Origin of the sequence: Mycolicibacterium insubricum, from assembly GCF_010731615.1 — a bacterium.
GTDB lineage: Bacteria > Actinomycetota > Actinomycetes > Mycobacteriales > Mycobacteriaceae > Mycobacterium > Mycobacterium insubricum.
Genome location: NZ_AP022618.1, coordinates 3312923 through 3332199, shown reverse-complemented (window position 1 = coordinate 3332199; position 19277 = coordinate 3312923). Strand labels below are relative to the sequence as shown.

The window sequence follows — 19277 nt, the reverse complement described above, 5'->3', positions numbered from 1 at the left end:
TCCAGACTGAGTGCTCTGCGACGGCTTGTCCATACGGCTCCGATCCCCGGAAGAATGGGTGTTGCGCCCGATGTCGCGCGCCACCCACCGAAGCGCAGACTGAGGGTGTCATGGACGCCCTCACCGAGCAGCACCGGCAATCCGGGCGGTCGACGAGCCCATCCGGGAAGTCCTGGCACGGCATGGCGGCGCAGGAGGTACTCGACGAACTCGGTTGCGGGCCGCTGGGACTCGATGCCGCCGAGGTGACGCGGCGCCGGGCCGAGCACGGCCCGAACCGGCTGCCCGGGACCAAGCCGCCCAACCCCGTCGTCCGCTTCATCCGGCAGTTCCACAACGTGCTGCTGTACGTCATGATGGCCGCTGCGGTGATCACGGCCCTGCTGCAACACTGGGTCGACACCGCGGTGCTGATGGCCGCGGTGCTGGTCAACGTGGTGGTCGCCTTCCTGCAGGAGGGCAAGGCCGAGGCGGCGATGGACGCCATCAGGTCGATGCTGTCTCCGCACGCGACCGTGGTGCGCGGCGGACGCACCATCGACGTGGACGCCGCCGATCTGGTACCCGGGGACCTGGTGCGGCTGGAATCCGGCGATCGCGTTCCCGCCGACCTGCGTCTGGTGTCGGCCACCGAGTTGAGGATCGACGAGGCGGCGCTGACCGGGGAGTCGTTGCCCGTGGAGAAATCCGTTGCGGCGGTGGCCGAGGATGCCACGGTCGGTGACCGTACGGGGATGGCGTACTCGGGAACGCTGGTGGTGCACGGGATGGCGACCGGGGTGGCCGTCGGCACCGGCAGCGACACCGAGATCGGGCGGATCGACGTGCTGCTCTCCGGCATTTCGGTGTCCAGTACCCCGCTGCTCCGCCAGATCGGCCGCTTCGGCCGAATCCTCGCGCAGGTCATCGTCGTCCTCGCCGCCGTCACCTACGCCCTCGGTGTGCTGTGGCGGGGGCACGCGGTCGACGAGATGTTCATGATGGCGGTGGCGCTGGCGGCTTCGGCGATCCCGGAGGGGCTGCCCGCGATCCTGACGGTCACCCTGGCGATCGGCGTGCAGCGGATGGCGCGCCGGCAGGCGATCGTGCGGCGGCTGCCCGCCGTGGAGACGCTCGGTTCGGTGACCGTGATCTGCTCGGACAAGACGGGCACGCTCACCAGCAATGAGATGACGGTGCAACGGGTGCTGTGCGGCGGCCACGAGTTCGACGTCGGCGGGGTCGGCTATGCACCGGTCGGCGACGTCAGCGTCGACGGCCGGGTCATCGATCCCGACCGCTATCCCACGTTCCGGTCGGCCGTTCGGGCCGGGCTGCTCTGCAATGACGCCCAGCTCGACGAGTCCGACGGCGAATGGACCATCACCGGCGATCCCACCGAAGCGGCGCTGCTGGTGCTCGGGGAGAAGATGGGCCTGCCGTATCGCAGTGCGGCGGCCGAACTGCCCCGCACGGGCGAGCTGCCGTTCGAATCCGAGCACCGCATCATGGCCACCCGGCACGCCGACGGCGACGGTTCGGTGGTGTTCGTCAAGGGTGCCCCCGAACAGGTGGTGGCGCTGTGCGGCACCCAGCTGAACGCACGCGGCGAGCAGCCGCTGGACGCCGACTACTGGCAGCGCCAGGCCGCCGAGACCGCGGGGCAGGGACTGCGGGTGCTCGCCGTCGCGCAGCGGCGGGACAGCGGAGCCGACCGCCGGGGGCTGGACCGCGGCGATGTTGCGGGCGGATTCACCATGCTCGGTCTGATCGGGTTCATCGATCCGCAGCGGCCGGAGGCGGCTGCGGCGATCAGGGACTGCCACCGGGCGGGGATCAGGGTGGCGATGATCACCGGCGATCACGCGGCGACGGCCGGCGCCATCGGCGCCGAGCTCGGCATCGGCGCGGGCAAACCGGCGGTGACCGGCCCGGAGATCGAGGCGGCCGACGACGCCGCGCTACGCGAACTCGTACGCGAGCGGGAGGTTTTCGCCCGCGCCAGTCCCGAACACAAACTGCGACTCGTCACAGCGATGCAGGCCAATGGCGACGTGGTGGCGATGACCGGCGACGGGGTGAACGACGCGCCCGCGCTCAAACGCGCCGATGTCGGTGTGGCCATGGGACGCAAGGGAACCGAAGCGGCCAAGGAAGCGTCCGACATCGTGCTCGCCGACGACAACTTCGCCACCATCGCGGCGGCGGTGGCTGAGGGGCGCGCCGTCTACGACAACATCCGCAAGTTCATCCTGTTCATGCTGCCCACCAACGGCGGTGAGGCGCTCGTCGTGGTCGCCGCGATCCTGTTCGAACTGACGTTGCCGCTCACTCCCGCGCAGGTGCTGTGGGTGAACCTGGTGACCTCGGCCACGCTCGGTGTGGCGCTGGCGTTCGAGCGGTCCGAGTCCGACGTGATGGCCCGCGATCCCCGCCCGCCCGGCGAGAGCCTGCTGTCCGGGTATTTCCTCTGGCGGGTGTGCCTGGTGTCGGTGCTGATGGCCGGCGGAGCTCTGACCATGTTTCTGCTGGAGTTGCGCGCCGGCACCTCGGTCGAGACCGCCCGCACCATGGCGGTCAATGCGATCGTGGTGGCCGAGATGTTCTACGTGCTCAACAACCGGTACCTGTTGGCCCCGGTGCTCAATTGGACCGGGTTGTTCGGCAACAAGGTCGCGGTGGCCGCGGTGGCGGCGTGCGTAGGGCTGCAACTGGCGTTCACCTACCTCCCGGCGATGAACTCGGTGTTCGGATCGACCCCGCTGGGCCATCTGGACTGGCTGAAGGCCGCCGGTGTGGGCGCAATGGTGTTCGTCGTCGTCGAGCTGGAGAAGGCGGTGGTGCGCCGCCGGCGATCCTCGACGGGCCGGCCCGTGCCGGTCAGCTCGCTGCCAGCCCCAGCGCAACCAGGGTGACCGTCAGCTCGATCCCGGCGCCCAGCACATCGCCGGTGATCCCGCCGAACCGCCGCACGCAGTGCGCGACCAGCCCGGCGACCAGCAGCAATGCCGCGACGACGACGAGCGGGCCCTGCCACGGGCGCGCCGTGACGAACACCGCGGCCACCGCGGCGACGGCCACCCACGCCGCCACCACCCAGACCGGCTGACTGCCGGCCACCTCGGCGCCCAGCGAACTGCCCGGCGCGGCCGGCACCCCGCGCCGCGCCGCGCACACCGCGGCCACCCGGCCGGTCCCGACGGCCAGCGCAATCGCCGCCGGCGCGAGCACCGAGAACGACATGGCCTGGCACGCCAGTGCCAGAAACACCGCGGCCACCCCGAAAGGACCGGTGCTGCCGTCGCGCATCACCGCCAGCGCCCGCTCCGGCGGGCCGTAGCAACCCAGCCCGTCGGCCGTGTCGGCCAGCCCGTCGATGTGCAGACCGCGGGTTGCCAGCACCAGCGCCGCCACCGCCAACAGTCCGGCCAGCGGAGAGCCGGCACCGAACACCTCGCGGGCACCGACGACGACCGCGGCCGCCATACCGCCCAGCGCGGCACCGACCACCGGGAGCGCGGTCAGCACCCCGCGGCCCGGCGGCGTCGAACTGCGGACCGGCGCCACCGTGCCGAAGGTCAGCGCCCCGGCCAGCGACCGGATCACCGGGAAGCCCGGTCGGTCACCCCGGCCGCGTCGAAGGTCGCCATTGAGCTCAGCGTTTCGACCGCACCGCGCAGCACCGGCAGCGCCACCGCCGCGCCGGTGCCCTCGCCCAGGCGCATGCCGAGATCCAGGATCGGTTCCAGGCCAAGGGAATTCAATGCCAGCGTGTGGGCCGGTTCGGGGGAGCGGTGGGCGGCCTGCCACCAGGCGCGGGCGCCGGGCGCCAGCCGTTCGGCCAGCAGGGCCGCGGCGGTGACCACCAGGCCGTCGAGCAGCACCGGGGTGCGCCGCACCGCGGCCTGGGCCAGGAATCCCGTCATCGCGGCCAGATCGGCGCCGCCGGCGATGCGCAGCAGTTCCGCCGGTTCGGCACGACGGGCGCGGAACATGGCGTCGCGGACCGCGGCCGTCTTGCGCATCCAGCCGGCGTCGTCGATGCCGGTGCCGCGCCCGACGGCGGCCACCGGTTCGGTGCCGGACACGGTGGCGACCAGGGCGGTGGCGGCGGTGGTGTTGCCGATGCCCATATCCCCGGCGATCAACAGATCCGCGCCGCCGTCGACCTCCTCGTCGGCGATCGCCCGCCCGGCGGCCAGCGCGGCGTCGGCCTCGGCGGGACTCAGCGCGTCCTCGACGGCGATGTTGCCGCTTGCTCGCCGGACCCGGTGCGGGCCGGGAGCCTCGGAGTCCACCGCGATGTCAACGACCCGGACCCCGGCGTCGGCGACGGCGGCCAGCGCGTTGATCGCCGCGCCGCCGGCCTCGATGTTGGCCACCATCTGGGCCGTCACCTCGCTGGGGTAGGCCGACACCCCGGCCGCGGCCACCCCGTGGTCGGCGGCGAACACCACGATCCGGGCGCGGGTGAACTGGCGCGGGGGACACGCGCCCTGGCATCCGGCCACCCAGATCGACAGTTGCTCAAGCCGGCCCAGCGCGCCGGCCGGTTTGGTCAGTCGGTCCTGGCGGGCCCGGGCGTCGGCCGCTGCGGCCGCATCGGGCGGGGATATCTTGGGCCAGGTCACCGTAAACGGTGTCACCGCAGGCCCTTGGCCGCGGCAGACCCCTTGATCTCCACGGGAATCCCGGCCACCACCAGCAGTACCCGGTCGCACACCGCGGCCAGCCGCTGGTTGACGGTGCCCAGGGCATCGCTGAACAGCCGCCCGGAGGCCGTCGTCGGCACCAGGGTCAGGCCCACCTCGGAGCTGACCAGCACCACCGCGCCGCGGTGGCCGTCGACCGCGGTGGCCAACGCGTCGATCTCGGGTTCGACGGAGCCGCACCACCCACGTTGGTCGTAGATCGAGGTCAGCCAGCCACCGAGGTCGTCGACCAGGGTCGGCACGGTGTCGTCGGTCAGGATGCCCGCGACGTCGGTGCTCTCCACGGTGATCCAGCCGTGCGTCCGGCGCAGCCGGTGCGCGGCGACCCGGCGTTCCCACTCCTCGTCGTTGCCGGTGCCGGTGGCCAGGTAGCGCACCGGGATGCCGCAGGCGAGCTCGGCGATGATCTGTTCGGCGACAACGGATTTTCCCGACCGGATGCCGCCCAGGATCAGGACCCGGGTGCCCGGTTCAGCCGACGTCGGCGCCACGGTTGACCATGGGCTTGGGTGCCCGCATCCGGCGCAGCTGGGAAGCCCGCCCGGCGGCGTACATGCCGAGGCGGAACTTGCCCTCGGTGTTGTCCGGGAACTTCTCGTCGACCCGCCGCGACACCTGACGGCCCAGCAGGACCGCGTCGATCGCCATCATCAGCATCAACATCAGCATCGGGGTGGAGCCGAATACCGCGGCCTGCTGCGGCATGGCGAACATCATCGCCAGCATCACCAGCGCGGCCGGCATGAACATGCCCAGCAGGCTGAACCGCCGGGAGTCCACCAGGTCGCGGACGTAGCGCTTGACCGGTCCCTGGTCGCGGGGCATCAGGTAGCGCTCGTCGCCGGCCATCATCCGAGCCCGGCGGTCGTCCATCACGGCGCGCCGTTCCAGCCGCGCGGCCTTGCGTTCTTCCCTGCTCAGCTTCGGCCCGGCCATCTGCTTGCGGCGGGCCCGCGCCTCGGCCATGGTCTGCGGCGCGGCGACAACCGGGCCGCGCCGGCCCTGGTCACGCTTGGGCGTGGGCCGGCCCTTGGGCGCGGTGGTCCGCTTCGCTCCCTCTTCGGAGGCGTCTGAGGTGGTGATTTCGACGGCGTCGGACGCACCCTCGGGGTCCTCGGTGCCGTCGTCGTCGCGCTTTCGGCCCAGCAACTTCACGCAGATCACCGTACCCTGCCGGGATGACCGTGCTGCGCGTGCTGATCGCTCCGGACTGTTTCGGTGACAGCCTGACCGCGGTGGCGGCCGCCGAGGCCATCGCGGCGGGCTGGCGGAGCGCGCGGCCCGACGACGTGTTGAAGCTGGCGCCGCAGTCCGACGGTGGCCCGGGGTTCGTCGACGTGCTGGCCGCCCGAAACGGCACCAGGCACCGGGTACCGGTCGCCGGCCCGCTGGCCGACACCGTCGACGCCGACTGGGTGTCCATCGGCGACACCGCCTACCTGGAATCCGCGCAGGCCTGCGGGCTGGCGCTGCTGCCCGGACCGCCCACGCCGCACACCGCGCTGGCCGCGCACAGCGGGGGCGTCGGAGACCTGATCGCGGCGGCGTGCGACGGCGGGGCGCGCCGGATCGTCGTCGGGCTGGGCGGCAGCTGCTGCACCGACGGCGGCCGGGGCATGATCGAGGCGCTCGGTGGTCCCGTGGACGCCCGGGCCCGTCTGTCCGGCGTCGAGCTCATCGCCGCCACCGACGTCGAACACCCGCTGCTGGGCCCCGGCGGTGCCGCGACGGTGTTCGGGCCGCAGAAGGGCGCCGACGCCGACACCGTCGCGCAACTCGAAGACCGGCTGGCCGAATGGGCGGTCGTGCTCGACGGGATGGGCGCCGGGCCGGTATCCGGGCTGCCGGGTGCCGGGGCCGCCGGGGGACTGGGTGCGGCGCTGCTGGCGCTCGGCGCGCGCCGCGAGTCCGGCGCGGCCGTCATCGCCGATCACACCGGGCTGCGCGCCGATATCGACGGCAGCGACCTGATCGTCACCGGGGAGGGCCGGATCGACGACCAGTCGCTGCACGGCAAGGTGATCAGCGCGCTGGCCGTCGCGGCCGGTCGCCGCCTGGTACCGGTGGTGGTGCTGGCCGGGCAGGTCGACCTCGACGAGCGGACACTGAACGCCGCCGGGGTGGCCCGGGCGGCCTCGCTGGTGGACTACGCGGGCTCGTTGCGCCTGGCCATCGACGACGCCGCGAACCAGCTGCACGGCCTGGCCCTAGTCACCGCCGAGGGCGTCGACGGGTGGGCGACTCGGGAATAACCGGCATTCGGGGTACCGTTAAAGCAGCTGGACATTCCGCGGCCGGTGCGCCGCGCAATCGAGGAGAAACAATGACTGTTCAGGACGACGCGGCTACTCAGGCCGCAACCGAGGCACACGGCGTAACCCTGACCGAGGCGGCGGCGAGCAAGGCACGCTCGCTGCTCGACCAGGAAGGTCGCGACGACCTGGCGCTGCGCATCGCGGTCCAGCCCGGCGGCTGCGCGGGCCTGCGCTACAACCTGTTCTTCGACGACCGCAGCCTCGACGGCGACCTGGTCGTCGACTTCGCCGGGGTCAACCTGACCGTGGACCGGATGAGCGCCCCCTACGTGCAGGGCGCCGTCATCGACTTCGTTGACACCATCGAGAAGCAGGGGTTCACCATCGACAACCCCAACGCCACCGGCTCGTGCGCCTGCGGCGACTCGTTCAACTGACCTCACAGCACAGCACAGCGCGGCCGCACCCGATCCGGGTGCGGCCGCGCTGCGTTGTGCGGGTCAGGCTGTGCGGATCAGAAGGTCATCGCGACGTGCGGGATGTACGAGCAGGTCAGCACCTGGTCCTTGACCAGCTGTACCTGCGCGATGCCCTGACGCTCGGCGGTCCCGCGCTGACTTCCGGCCGGGGTGGCCTTCATGGTGAACAGCACCTGGGCGGCCAGGTCCGACGTCGGCACCAGCGCGTCGATCGAGGTCACCTCGGTCTTGGAGTACTGCTTGCGGTACGCCGCGCTGGCCAGCTTCGCCACCGCCTCGTCGGCCCGCCGGTCGGTGATCCCGTCGTACAGGCCGCAGAGCTGATTGCGGGAGATGGTCTCCAGGTCCTGTTCGGCCAGGGCGTTGAGGAACCGCTGGATCGAGTCCTTGGCGGTGGCATCGGTGATCGACCCGACGCTGCCGGAGCCGTGGCTGCGGGCCAGGGCCGCCACACCGAACACCGCGCCCGCGGCGACCAGGGCGGCCGCCGCGGCGCCGGCCCAGGTGCGCCAGCGTCGGCGCCGGGCCGGATAGGCCACCGGCGGCGGCATGGTGCCGGGGTAGCCCGGGCTGGAACCGTAGAGCTGGCGGTACTCCGGTGATCCGGGAAACGGCGCCGGCGCGGTGGCCGCGCCCGGGTAGCCGGGATAGGTCATCGGCGGCGCGACATAGGTCTGCTGCGCCGCGGGATCAGGATAGGGCTCGGCGTAGCCCGACGGGTACTCCTCGGCGGCCGGCTCGGACGGCGCGGGCTGGACCTGCGCGGCCGCGGGTGCGACGGCCTCCGCGGCCGCGGGTGCGACGGCCTCCGCGGTCTCGGGTGCGACGGCCTGCGCTGTGTCCACCGACTCCGGTGCGGCGCCCACCGGCCCGTCGGGCTGGGGGTCCGGTGACGGCGGGGGAGCGTCGTGCATCGAGGGTTCTCCTGATTGGCGTCGGGCAGGCGTCTGGCCGCCTGCCCCCGCAAAACTACCCGGCCAACCGGGGTGGCGCCGGGCCGGTGGCGGCGCGCACCCCAGTTCGGGCTGGTTGGCTGGTTGGGTAGCCTGGGTAACCTTCGCCGCAGAACTTCGAAAGGGTGGCCGTTCGTGACCATTGCTGTGACCGGATCCATTGCCACCGATCACCTGATGCGCTTCCCCGGCCGGTTCTCTGAACAGTTGCTGGCCGAGCACCTGCAGAAGGTGTCGCTGAGCTTCCTGGTCGACGACCTGGTCATCCACCGCGGCGGCGTGGCCGGCAACATGGCCTACGCGATCGGCGTGTTGGGCGGCAACGCCGCGCTGGTCGGCGCGGCAGGCGCGGACTTCGCCGACTACCGCAGCGCTCTGGAGTCCGTCGGTGTGGACTGCGAAGACGTGCTGATCTCGCAGACCGCGCACACCGCCCGGTTCGTCTGCACCACCGACCAGGACATGGCGCAGATCGCGTCGTTCTACCCCGGCGCGATGTCGCAGGCCCGCGACATCTCGCTGGCGAAGCTGGTGGACCGCATCGGCACCCCCGAGCTGGTGATCATCGGCGCCAACGACCCCGAGGCGATGTTCGCCCACACCCAGGAGTGCCGCACGCTCGGTCTGAAGTTCGCCGCCGACCCGTCGCAGCAGCTGGCCCGGCTCTCCGGCGAGGAGATCCGGGCCCTGATCGGCGGCGCGGAGCTGCTGTTCACCAACGACTACGAGTGGGACCTGCTGCTGAGCAAGTCCGGCTGGACCGAGGCCGAGGTGATGTCCCAGATCGGGCTGCGGATCACCACCCTCGGCGAGAAGGGCGTCGACATCGTCGACCCCGACGGCACCGTGCTGCACGTCGACGTCGTCCCGGAGACCGCCAAGGTCGACCCGACCGGCGTCGGCGACGCGTTCCGCTCCGGCTTCCTCACCGGCCGCAGCGCCGGGCTGAGCCTGCAACGATGCGCCGAGCTGGGCTCGCTGGTGGCGGTGCTGGTGCTGGAGACCGACGGCACCCAGGAATGGACCTGGAACAAGGAAGCCGGCATCGAGCGCATCCGCGGCGCCTACGGCCCCGAGGCCGCCAGCGACATCCAGGCCGCGCTGCTGTAGGCCTGCCGACACCGTGCTGGCACAGATTGGTTGTCTACTGCGTGCTTGGCTAGCTGCTGATCGCCGCGCGAACGCGGTTGCCGACCTGGGTAGCAAGGGCCGTGACATCGATGTCGGGCACGATCCACCGGATGTCGCTTACCGCCGGTAGGCGCAGGGGTTGATCACTGCGGTAGGAAAACGGCGCGATCAAACCGAACTCGCCACCGAGCGGCAACGAATAGGCGGCCAGGTTGTAGGGCCAGCGCCACGAGCCGCCGGTCACCGCCTCGATGACGATGTCGGCGTCAACCCGCAGCGTGAGAATCGGAGTGGCGGAAATCTTCGCGGCGGCATCGAGAATCAGCACATCGCGCGCGTAGCTCAGCGTCGCCTTTGCCGACATGCCGCCGCGCAGCAGCACGCCACCGACAACGGTGATTCCCCCGGTAGCACTGGCAAAGGCCACCGATGCCCCTATCCCGGCCCGCACTGACAGTTCGATACCGGCCTCGGCGGGCAGGTCCAGGGTGGCCTCGGCGGCCGCCTCGAGCTGATGATCCGGTTCGAGCGGATACATGGTCGCGCGAATTACCATGTCGCGCAGCACACCCGGCCCGTATCCGTACCGCACCGCCAAACCGCCGCCGATGCGTCCCACGAGCCCCACTGCCCCGACTCCGAGCGGGATGGCGAATAGCGGAATATCGGGTAAGCTGCGTTGAAATATCTGCCTTCGGTTGCTGTGTGGCTGCAGGAAAGTGTAAGGCGGGAAACGTATTTCGCCGGTTGTCTTCAACCGTCGGTCCGCTCCGTACTCGAGCCTGACGGCCCCGACCAAGCCAGGCTTGAACTCGATCTGTCCGGAACCCGTCCCGGTTAGCGCTCCGGTCGGATGCAGTTCGGCGCCGAGCTTACCGGTGAATTTGCCTCGCTTCAGCTCAGCGTCCCCGCGGCCGGTGAACTTACCGTCGCGGTAACCCAGCACCAACGTGCCCGTTGCTCCGAGAACGGAAAATGTTGTACGGGCGCTGCCGGACACTTGTGTGCCGTCATAGCTGAGGTCGGTGACCTCTACGGGATGCAGGCCGGGGACATTCAGTGTGGCCCGACCCGAATACACCACTTTGTCGCCGACCCGCTTGGCAGACAGAACGGCCGGCGAGTCACCCGGCAGCATCGCGGAAACTTCGCCCTGGACGCTCCAATTACCCTGGGCGAGGTCAACCCTCAACAACCCGGATCGGATCACGCCGGTGCCCTTGCTGGCGCGCGCCTCGGCCCACCCGGTCAAACCCGTGGACGGTCGGTACTCGACATGGCCGCCGGCGGCGTCCAGCCCCGGTATCTTGGCAGCGAGGTCGCCGGTGGCGTAAAGCCCCCGGGTGTCGACTCCGGCGGTGATCCGCCCCTCGGCGAAGCTGCCGATCACGAAGGCGATGTGCCCGCCGGCCGACAACTCGGGGGCGAATGAAACCGTTAGAGCCGCCTCGGTGATCCGGAAGGGCGGCAGGCTGAGCTTGTCAACAGGCGGCTGTATCGATCCGCGCAATCCCGTCGAATCCCAGTCGACGATGATCGGCACCTTGGACAGCAGCGGTACGCTTGGGGTCAACGTGCCGTGTCCGGAAAGTTCGCCGGCGTCGTTGAGTTTGAGCGTCATCTGGCCGCGGGACAGATACGGATAAGTGAAGGCCACGGCCGTCCCCTTGTCCGGCATTTGAAGCTTCCCGGTGCCCTTGGGATCGGTGACGGTGAGCTTGATCGGTTTGTCGCCCTGGTCGAACTTGATGGGATTGCGCGTCTTCTTACGGCCGCCCTCGGCGGGATGGGCGGGTGAATCCAGCCAGGCGTCGATGGTGTGGGTCTTGCCGGAACCCTTTGGGCGGTGCAGCTGGGATAGCACCATCCCGCTGATCAACTCACGAGCCGCGTGGTTCTCAGGAATAGTGGAGTTCTCGATCTGGTCCTTGTCTGCGGTCTCGGATACCCGAAGCACAGCCGAGGTCGCGGCCCGGATGGGGTACTCCGGCAGCGTCGAGTTCATCGCCGCTTGAACAGTCATATCCGCTTCGGTCGGCCGCGTCCGGTTTTCGCGATCCTTCTCCGCGGTGAAATGCACACGCAGCGCCGTTTTCGCCTTGCCCTTGCGGCTGGCGAGCACCTCTGCTCGATTGGAGGCACCGGGAGCCGGCAGCTCGGGAAGTGGATCCCCGAGGTCATAGGCGCCCGACTGCTTTGCCGAATCGAAGTGCAGCGCCAGGCTTGTCAGCTTGTTGCCGCCCGGCCGCTTGGCTATCTCAGTGGCAGCGGACTGCGCCGCGCTGCGCAGACCCGTCCAAATCTCGCGCCCGCTGGCCGTATTGTCGGTGTCGGTGTGCGGTGCAAGGTTCTCCGGCACATTGGTCCCCCCGAGCTGCAGTTCCACGATGTGGTCGATTTGGGCGGCTTTGCCACCGGCACGGGGATTGAACTCGGTTCCGTCGCTGTTGTTTCCGCCGGCTTCTTCCCACCAGCTGGGGGCCTGGGCCCTGGGCCATCCCATCCGCAGCAGCCACAGGTTGCGCAGCTCGGCGGTGGGCGCCCGTTGCTGCCACAGCGCCGCACTGATTCTCCCGGAGCTGACCGAGGTGACCGCCTGCAGGGCATTGTCTTTCGCCAACCTGTCATAGTGCTGCTGCCATGGGCCCTTGGACCGCGGAATGTTGAACGCTCCGAGGTTAATCCGGGCGAACGTGGGATCTTCCGGGCTCCACTGTTCCCGGGTGATGGTGCGTTGCTCGCCGCCGTAGTCGACTGTGTAGGGGGCCGGCGGCGCGACCCAGTCGCGACTGCCATCGCGGGGTTCGGTCACTGGGTAACCCAGCCCTTGACCTCATTGGCTGCCAGCGCGCGTTCCAGTTTGTCACATTCGATGCGCACGGCCTGCAGCAGATGTGACATGGTCACCGGGCAGCCTTCGTCGGCGGCGAGGAACGCTGCGTGCATGGCGATCTGGCTGATCGTGCCGCCACTGACCGATAGCTGGGCCAGTCGCTCCGGTTGCAGGCCCTCGGTAGGCACCCCGGCCGGAAATGCGGCGCTCCACAGCTGCGCACGTTGGGCCTGATCGGGGAACGGGAAATTCACCACGAAGCGAAATCGGCGGGTAAAGGCGGAGTCGACGTTCTCCCGGGTATTGGTGGTGATGATCGCAATGCCGTCGAATGTCTCCATACGTTGCAGCAGATAGCTCACCTCGAGGTTGGCGTACCTGTCATGGCTGTCCCGCACAGCGGTGCGACGGCCGAACAACGCATCCCCCTCATCGAACAACAGGACCGAACCGCCCTCGTTGGCGGCGAACAGCGTGGCGAGATTCTTCTGCGTGTCGCCGATGTACTTGCTCACCACCTGGCTGAGATCCACGGCGACGACATCGCGCCCCAGCTCGTGCGCGACGGCTTCGGCCGCGGTGGTCTTCCCGGTGCCCGACGGCCCGGCGAACATGGCGGTGACACCGGTGCCGCGCAGCCGGGTGCGGTAACCCCACTCGCCGTACACCCGCTCGCGCTGGCGCACGGTGGCCACCAAGGCGTGCAGGCTGCGCAGCGCCGAATCAGGCAACACCAGATCGGACAGTTGGGCGTGGGCGCGACGCACCATCGCCAGTCCTGAGAGAGGTTGAGCGGCAGCGGAGTGCGCGGCCTCCTCCAGTTCGTTGAGGGATACCGGACCGTCTTCGGCGGTCAATCGGACGGCACGGGAAACCACGGTGGGAACTTGCGCGGCGGTCAGTGCATGCCTGGCGGCAAGGTCGCGCGCAGCGTCGCTCTCGATCGGCCGCCCGTGCAGGCTGAGATCGGCCTGCAGCAGCGCCACGCGGTCGGCAACGGTGCACGGTGGGATGAGGATTCTCGGTAGATCGGAATGGCTGTTCTCAGCTGACACCACGGGCACCGAGAGCACTACTGGAGCGCCGTGCGCGGCCGTCTGGCGGCCGAATTCTGCGATATCGTCGAGGCTCTCGGCCTCGATGAGAAGCAGTCGCCGGCCCAGGCCCGCTTCACGCGCCAGCAGTCGAGTGAGAGCCGCCCGGTCCGCCGGATGCTCGGGCAGACGCGTCGCCGGCCGCAGCCCGTCACCGCGCACCACCAGCGCCTCATAGCTGAGTTCGGCGCCGGCGGTGATTGTGACCTGACGGCGAGTCAACTGATCCTCGCCGGTCAGCACCACCGGTTCGAAGCCTGGCCCCCCGCCGGCCGCCGAAGCACACATCCGGGCCAGGCGCTGCGCTGAGGTCGTCTGTGCGTCGGTCAGTTCGCACACCGGGCTGGCCAGTTCGGCCAGCCCGGCGAGCTGCCCGTCGACGGTGCGGGCCCCGAGCAGTCCGTGTAGGACCCGCTCATCGAGCGTCAGGGCGATGTTGGTCATCCCGATGCCGGTAGCGGACCCCGGAAGAGTCAGCAGTCGCCAACCTCGCAACGGCCGGTCCGGGAGTACCGCACTCCAGTGCGGTTCCGGCAAGTTCTCCAGGGCTTGCTGAAAGCTGATGCCGCCGGGTTCCGCCACGCCCAGCTCGGGGGCTGCGGCGGCCACCACAATGCTGGTTTCAAACCGGGTCAGGTCAAACAGTGTGGAGACAGTTTCTATTCCCACCCGGATGCCGGTGCGATGCAATACGTCGCTGGCCACATCCCTGGCGGCCTGCTCACCGGTCTCGGCGGCAGCCAGGTCACCGACGAGCCGAGCGGTGACGGCAGCGGCAGAAAGCGCCAGATGGCGTTGATTCTCGCGATACCACCAGCGCTGCAGTTCTGCAGTCGCCGATGGACAGCGTGGGTCGGGGCTGTTCACAGCGTCACCGCTATCGGTGCGTACCTGTCGCTGGCATCGACCGGCGGAATGCTGCGTACCCCGTTGACGTCCAGTGTGATCCGATAGGTAGCCGAGGGCAGGTCTAGGAAGGGGAAGTCCACGCCGGTGCCGGGGGCATCCGCGAGGGGTGCGCACGGCAGCACGAGAGTACGTGCGTCGGTGTCCAGGATCAGCGAAACCCGCTGACCCCGCCGAACCGGGGGGTGCACCGTTGCGCTGATCACCCCCGAGCCGATGGCCGGGGGTGCCGCGGCCGCCACCGTGGGTGTGCCGTCGATGCTCGGCACGATCCAGGCCACCCGGGTTTCGCTGAACTGGAGCTGTCGAGTGCTTGACACCTGACTGTCTCCCGGGGGATCGCTGCGGCGTACCTGAATCCGATGGCCGCCGGCGTCGAGAATGGGCGTCGCGACAGTGATCTCGCCGTCGTCGACGACAGTGGTAGGTGCGACAACGCCGTCGATGAGTGCGTCCATTTGCCCGCCGGCGCAAAATCCGGCACCGCGCAACGTAAGCGGCGCCGGCGCGGATGTGGCTCGGATCGGCGCCCCGATACCGTCGGGCCCCGCGATGGTATCCAGCCGCGGGCCCGCCGTGCTCGGCCGAATCGAATTGCCCACCGTGCGGACCGGATACGTCGGCGGGGCCACCAAGGTCGAGTCGATCACCACCGGCCCGGCAGTGACGGCGAGGGTCGGAGCGAAGGAACCGGGCGGGTACAGCGCCCAGAGCCGGGCGACCTCGTCGGAGCCGAGGGTTTCGGTGCTCAATCGCACGTACTCGGCAGCGTCGGCAAGGTCGTTGCCGACGATCTCCGGATGATCGGCCGCTGCCAGCGCCAGCAGGTTCGCCGACACTGTGGGCTGTGCCTCCACGGCAACGGCCGCCGCTGCGAGCATGGTGTGGGCGTCGAAATCTGAATCGGCACGGAAACAGAGCAGATAGTGCAGATCGAAAGCTGCCCGAGGGGTCGTGTGTATTCGCCCGGTACCGTGCCGGCTGGGCAGGGTGTCGTTGCCGAGGTATCCGTTTCGCGTGATTCGGTACAGCGTGATGCTGATTCGGCCGTGATCGCCGCTGTCCTCCAGACTGGAGGCGGTGACCACCGGGCCGGGCGTGATGCCCAGGGTGTCGACGGCCTGCTGCACCAGCGTGACCAATGCCGCGGTGACGCCAGCCGCCGCCCGCGCGTTGCTCATGGCATCACACCCTCCCGTCGCGTGTGCGCTAGTACCGTCGCTGGGCTTGCAGCTCGTCGAGCGCCGCTAGGCGGTCCAGCCAGTTCGGTACGGCCGCCGAAAGTCGTTCGGCGCGGGCATCGGCGTCTGCGACAGTTTGATCCAGGCCGTTGCGGAGCCGGCTGAGGCTGCGCTTGCCCAGACCAGGTCCGCGATTGGCGGCGCCGGCCGCGAGTCGATCGAGATGCTCGGACCGCTGTTTCTGCAGGTTGCGCGCCGCGGCGCAGTCCTTGGCCGCGCGAGCGGGTAACCCGGCGATGGTCGCGGCAACGTCGGCACGACGGGCGCTCTCGAGCACCTCGCCGAGGGCGCTGAGATCCTGCCGCAGGTTCGTCATCTTCGGGATCCGCAACAGGGTGCCCCTGGGCACCGCTGCGCGGCCGAGCGCCGGATTGGCGTCGATCAGGGCGGTTTTCGCCCATTCCCGCTGTGTCGTGCCGGCCCGGGCGGTGAGCAGTCCGTCGACCAGCCGATCGACGCCGATCCGCTTGCCGGTGATGAGGTAGGGCATCAGTTCACTCCGTAGATGTTGAAGGGTGCGAATCCTGCTGGAAGACCGCTGATCGAACCTGCGGAGACCAGATTGCCGAGCACACTCAGCCGTGTGTTGGACACCCCCAGGGCGAGCGAGTGCTGGCCACCCCGAATGTGATTGCCGGTAATTGCTGCCGAATGGCCCGCGATTTGGACGGTGAACGCCGTACTGAAGTCCGGTGCGTTGCAAATATTATTGGCCAGCACCACGGGATGTTCGCGCGTCTCGATGACCACGGCGGGCTGCTCGATGCTGCCCGTCCAGGTGTTCCCATCGATGGCGCATGCCGGTTCCAGGGCTGGATTGCCCAGCCAGGATCCGCCGTCCGAATAGACCACCTGGTCGTCAATGTAGGCGGTATCGGGGTTCAGCGCTGCCGCGAAATCACCCAGCACGGACTGCACCAGCAACCCGACTCCTCTCGCTCTGTCAGCAGTGGGGTATCCACGTTGTCGGGCCGATTGATTGCCGTGCAGAGTGATTCGGCTTACCGCGAGGACGGTACAGTCGAACGACTGCCCCGGGTCCATCGGATATCCCACATCGGTGATGTCGTTGCCGAGCACCCGGCACCCGGCAATCCCGTACAGCAGCACGCCCACCGCTGTGCATTCGGGGTTTCGTTCCGGGCCCACCCGGATCACGGTGTTGTCGGCGACCTCGGCGCCGGCGGCGCCGGCGATGAGGATCCCCGCGACCATCTGCGCACCGCCACCGAAACGTGACAAGATGTCGCGCAACGTGTTGCCGGATACTCGGGCCGACATATCTGAAACCTGAAAGCGGATTGCGATGCCATCTCCGGTGTCGTGCACTTGGTTGTCGCATACGTCGATAGCGACGGTGGCGTGTCGCACGTCGATGGCAGCGCCGAGGAAGCCCGACACCTGGTTACCACAGATGCGCGTGGGACAGGAGTTTTCGCTCTTCTCTCCGTTGGGGTCGCTGGTGATGCCGTTGGCGACGAATATGTCCGCAATGTCGGGTGGATGCGCTGTCACGATGTTGTCGGTGACGGTGATTCCCGCCGAGCCGACGAGGATCCCGGCGCCCTCGGCTATGGTGATGTGGTTACGTTTCACCAGTGTCGCACCGTCGTCGCTTGTCGACCCGCGTGCCGTAATCGCTGCCCTCTGGGCCGAACCGCTGATCCGATTGTCCGCGACGGTGACATCGCCGCGGAAATATGCCTGGCCGTCGATATGGACACCGGCGGCCTCGACCACCATGGTGTTCTCCCGGATCGCGACGTTGTCTAGCAGCAGTGGATGATCGTTGTTCTCCCAGCCGCAGAATCCGATCGGAGCGTGAATTCTGTTGTTCCTGAAGGTGGCATCGAGCAGTGATTCGTGCATCTTGACTGCACGGCCCGGCTGATCCGCCACAGATTTGATGTCGATGGCGAGGTGCTCGACGTGGATGCGTTCGGCACTGATGATCCGAATCGCCGCAGCCGGCCCCTCGTAGTCGATGAGGGGGACAGATGTTCTCAGGCCGCCGGACAGAACGGCGAAGTCGCTGAGCGTGATTCCGAATGAGACCATGATGACGAAAATGTCGTTAGACCCGACCAGCCGGGTGGCGGCGCCCTGACCATGAATGTGCACGTCGCCGATCTTGATGAGTTCCGCCGGACGATCGAGCACGAAGTCGCCGGGTCCCAGGCACACCACACCGCCGGTGGCCGCAATGTCGTCTATGGCCATCTGGATGGTGTGCGCTCCGCTGTTGTGTTCCTCGGCGCTCACGCACACCGCGCAGTCTCCGCAGTCGCCGCCGGGCTCCGGTGGCCAGGGGACTCGGCAATCCGAGGCGGGAACGCCGTTGACCAGGATGCCAAGCCGTGCGTAATGGTGCAGGGGTCCGACGGGGGGTGCATCCACGAGTGGGCGGACCCAGGCAGTGCCGGTGCGCGCCTCGAAGATCCAATGGTCGCCGGTGTGGAAAACGCCACCGGGTGCGGTGAGAGTGGCCGTGATCCCGTCCTCGAGCACGATCGGGGTGGCAACCGCGGGAACAGTCAGAATGCCCGTGGCGGTGGGTAGGTCGAGGTCGGCAACAGTCGCGCCGGTGTTGGTGCGGACCAGTCCGGACTGATCCCAGCGCCGCACCCGGAGGTGACGCTGTAGTGCGCCTGCAGTATCAACAGCGAGCTCGGCGGGAAGCGCGCTGTCAAAACTCACCTCGTTGCGGTCGGTGTCCACGATGATCCGGCGCATGGCTCCTGGGCGGCCATCGAGTTCACAATGGTCATCGATGATTTCGCACCAGTCATCGGTGTGCAGTCCCAGGATGTCATCGTGACCGAGCGAGGTCAGGCGGAGCCGGTGGTCCGGGAGGACCTCGGTGACCGCCAGGGTGATGGAAGCGTTTTCCCGGGACCACTTGAAGGTGGCGGTTCCCGCGGGTCCGGGGTCGTGAATCTCCACTCGGTAGGTTTGGTTGCCGCGGCCGCGGAACCCCCCGGATAGCGGAAGGCAGCACGGGTTGTCGTCGGGGTCGACGGGGGTGGTTTCCACGGTCAATCGACCCGCCGATGCGGCGATGACCTCGATCCAGCCCGGGATGGCGGAATCGATGGTTTTGCAGTCTATTCCGGGGCTGTCGGGGGCGTGTACCCGCACCTGCCACACCACCTGTGAACGAGCGGTAGTGTCCACGCCTAGGGCGTCATCGATCAGATCCGGCGATTCGACAGCCGTGATCTCCCGCTCCCACACGTCCAGGTACACCAGGTGGGTACCGGTAGTGGGGAGGGCAGGTGCCGGGGTGAAATACGGTTGAGTGGGGTACGGCACCGGCGTTCCGTACTCGGTGCCGCCCAGCAGTGGATCGACGGGGACGGGTCCGGGCGCCGATGGAACTCCGTGATTCTCGGCGGCAATTCCGTCGATGTACATTCGGCCGGTCCCGATCATCAGGGAGCCCCCGGAGACCGACAGCGCGAAGGCATCGGGTGTGGTGCGCGGGACTACGGCGGTACCCGCGATGCCGGGTCGGGGGCCAGGACTGCCCAAGTCGGCAGCGGCGGCGCGGGACCGGCGGTCATAGATCGCGTGCTGCTCGTTGTCGTCGGCATCCAGGCTCAGTCGGCCCTGCAGTCGGATGACCCGGTTGTAGTTGCGGACGGCGTCGAAGCGCACTCCGGCGATATCAGTGCCCACCTGCTAACCCCTTTCC

14 protein-coding genes are annotated in these 19277 nt (G+C 68.9%); 4 read left to right on the top strand and 10 right to left on the bottom strand.

Annotated features, from left to right (window positions below):
• Positions 1-182 precede the first annotated feature (182 nt).
• On the top strand, positions 183-2894 hold the full coding sequence (locus tag G6N16_RS15735; protein ID WP_163787979.1) for a cation-transporting P-type ATPase: 2712 nt from the start codon (positions 183-185) through the stop codon (positions 2892-2894).
• Here the strand turns inward: G6N16_RS15735 and G6N16_RS15730 are convergent.
• The 4 genes from G6N16_RS15730 to G6N16_RS15715 are packed head-to-tail and all read right to left on the bottom strand — an operon-like array spanning position 2860 to position 5846.
• The gene (locus G6N16_RS15730; protein ID WP_083032273.1) at positions 2860-3585 is read right to left on the bottom strand and encodes an adenosylcobinamide-GDP ribazoletransferase; all 726 of its coding nucleotides are present in this window, start codon (positions 3583-3585) and stop codon (positions 2860-2862) included. The genes G6N16_RS15735 and G6N16_RS15730 overlap by 35 nt on opposite strands.
• Complete coding sequence (gene cobT / locus G6N16_RS15725) at positions 3582-4625, bottom strand: nicotinate-nucleotide--dimethylbenzimidazole phosphoribosyltransferase (RefSeq protein ID WP_083032272.1); 1044 nt, start codon at positions 4623-4625, stop codon at positions 3582-3584. The genes G6N16_RS15730 and cobT overlap by 4 nt, the downstream gene beginning before the upstream one ends.
• A complete protein-coding gene (locus G6N16_RS15720) occupies positions 4622-5182 on the bottom strand; it encodes a bifunctional adenosylcobinamide kinase/adenosylcobinamide-phosphate guanylyltransferase (protein ID WP_083032270.1) in 561 nt (186 codons plus the stop codon). The genes cobT and G6N16_RS15720 overlap by 4 nt, the downstream gene beginning before the upstream one ends.
• Positions 5163-5846 (bottom strand): DUF3043 domain-containing protein, encoded by a 684-nt coding sequence (locus G6N16_RS15715; protein WP_083032276.1) that lies wholly within the window; start codon positions 5844-5846, stop codon positions 5163-5165. Before G6N16_RS15715 ends, G6N16_RS15720 begins: the two co-directional genes overlap by 20 nt.
• Before the next feature lie 23 nt (positions 5847-5869).
• Here G6N16_RS15715 and G6N16_RS15710 point away from each other — a divergent pair, with 23 nt between their 5' ends.
• Entirely contained in the window at positions 5870-6943 is a 1074-nt protein-coding gene (locus G6N16_RS15710) for a glycerate kinase family protein (RefSeq protein ID WP_110810909.1), read from the top strand.
• A gap of 71 nt (positions 6944-7014) precedes the next feature.
• Positions 7015-7383: a HesB/IscA family protein gene (locus G6N16_RS15705; protein ID WP_083032269.1), complete on the top strand. Its 369-nt coding sequence runs from the start codon at positions 7015-7017 to the stop codon at positions 7381-7383.
• Positions 7384-7460: 77 nt separating this feature from the next.
• On the opposite strand, the gene G6N16_RS15700 is transcribed toward G6N16_RS15705, so the two are convergent.
• A complete protein-coding gene (locus G6N16_RS15700) occupies positions 7461-8339 on the bottom strand; it encodes an Rv0361 family membrane protein (protein WP_234805939.1) in 879 nt (292 codons plus the stop codon).
• 174 nt (positions 8340-8513) lie between these two features.
• Between G6N16_RS15700 and G6N16_RS15695 the strand changes: the two genes are divergently transcribed.
• Complete coding sequence (locus tag G6N16_RS15695) at positions 8514-9488, top strand: carbohydrate kinase family protein (RefSeq protein WP_083032267.1); 975 nt, start codon at positions 8514-8516, stop codon at positions 9486-9488.
• A 49-nt stretch (positions 9489-9537) separates the two neighbouring features.
• On the opposite strand, the gene G6N16_RS15690 is transcribed toward G6N16_RS15695, so the two are convergent.
• Genes G6N16_RS15690 through G6N16_RS15670 form a run of 5 tightly spaced genes read right to left on the bottom strand, consistent with a single transcriptional unit; the run spans position 9538 to position 19261 of the window.
• Positions 9538-12321, bottom strand: coding sequence for a hypothetical protein (locus G6N16_RS15690; RefSeq protein WP_083032266.1), 2784 nt, complete (start codon positions 12319-12321; stop codon positions 9538-9540).
• Positions 12318-14303 carry an ATP-binding protein gene (locus tag G6N16_RS15685; protein ID WP_083032264.1) on the bottom strand — a complete coding sequence of 662 codons (1986 nt, stop codon included), beginning with the start codon at positions 14301-14303 and terminating at the stop codon, positions 12318-12320. The genes G6N16_RS15690 and G6N16_RS15685 overlap by 4 nt, the downstream gene beginning before the upstream one ends.
• Entirely contained in the window at positions 14300-15523 is a 1224-nt protein-coding gene (locus G6N16_RS15680) for a Pvc16 family protein (protein ID WP_083032263.1), read from the bottom strand. Before G6N16_RS15680 ends, G6N16_RS15685 begins: the two co-directional genes overlap by 4 nt.
• Positions 15524-15551: 28 nt before the next feature.
• Positions 15552-16073 (bottom strand): hypothetical protein, encoded by a 522-nt coding sequence (locus G6N16_RS15675; RefSeq protein WP_083032261.1) that lies wholly within the window; start codon positions 16071-16073, stop codon positions 15552-15554.
• Positions 16073-19261, bottom strand: a complete 3189-nt coding sequence (locus G6N16_RS15670; RefSeq protein ID WP_083032260.1) for a DUF6519 domain-containing protein — start codon at positions 19259-19261, stop codon at positions 16073-16075. Before G6N16_RS15670 ends, G6N16_RS15675 begins: the two co-directional genes overlap by 1 nt.
• Positions 19262-19277 lie beyond the last annotated feature (16 nt).

Coding starts and splice junctions, on each gene's coding strand:
- G6N16_RS15680 (WP_083032263.1), bottom strand. CDS start 15,523: ATGAGCAACGCGCGGGCGGCGGCTGGCGTCACCGCGGCATTGGTCACG.
- G6N16_RS15705 (WP_083032269.1), top strand. CDS start 7,015: ATGACTGTTCAGGACGACGCGGCTACTCAGGCCGCAACCGAGGCACAC.
- G6N16_RS15710 (WP_110810909.1), top strand. CDS start 5,870: ATGACCGTGCTGCGCGTGCTGATCGCTCCGGACTGTTTCGGTGACAGC.
- G6N16_RS15700 (WP_234805939.1), bottom strand. CDS start 8,339: ATGCACGACGCTCCCCCGCCGTCACCGGACCCCCAGCCCGACGGGCCG.
- G6N16_RS15735 (WP_163787979.1), top strand. CDS start 183: ATGGCGGCGCAGGAGGTACTCGACGAACTCGGTTGCGGGCCGCTGGGA.
- G6N16_RS15675 (WP_083032261.1), bottom strand. CDS start 16,073: ATGCCCTACCTCATCACCGGCAAGCGGATCGGCGTCGATCGGCTGGTC.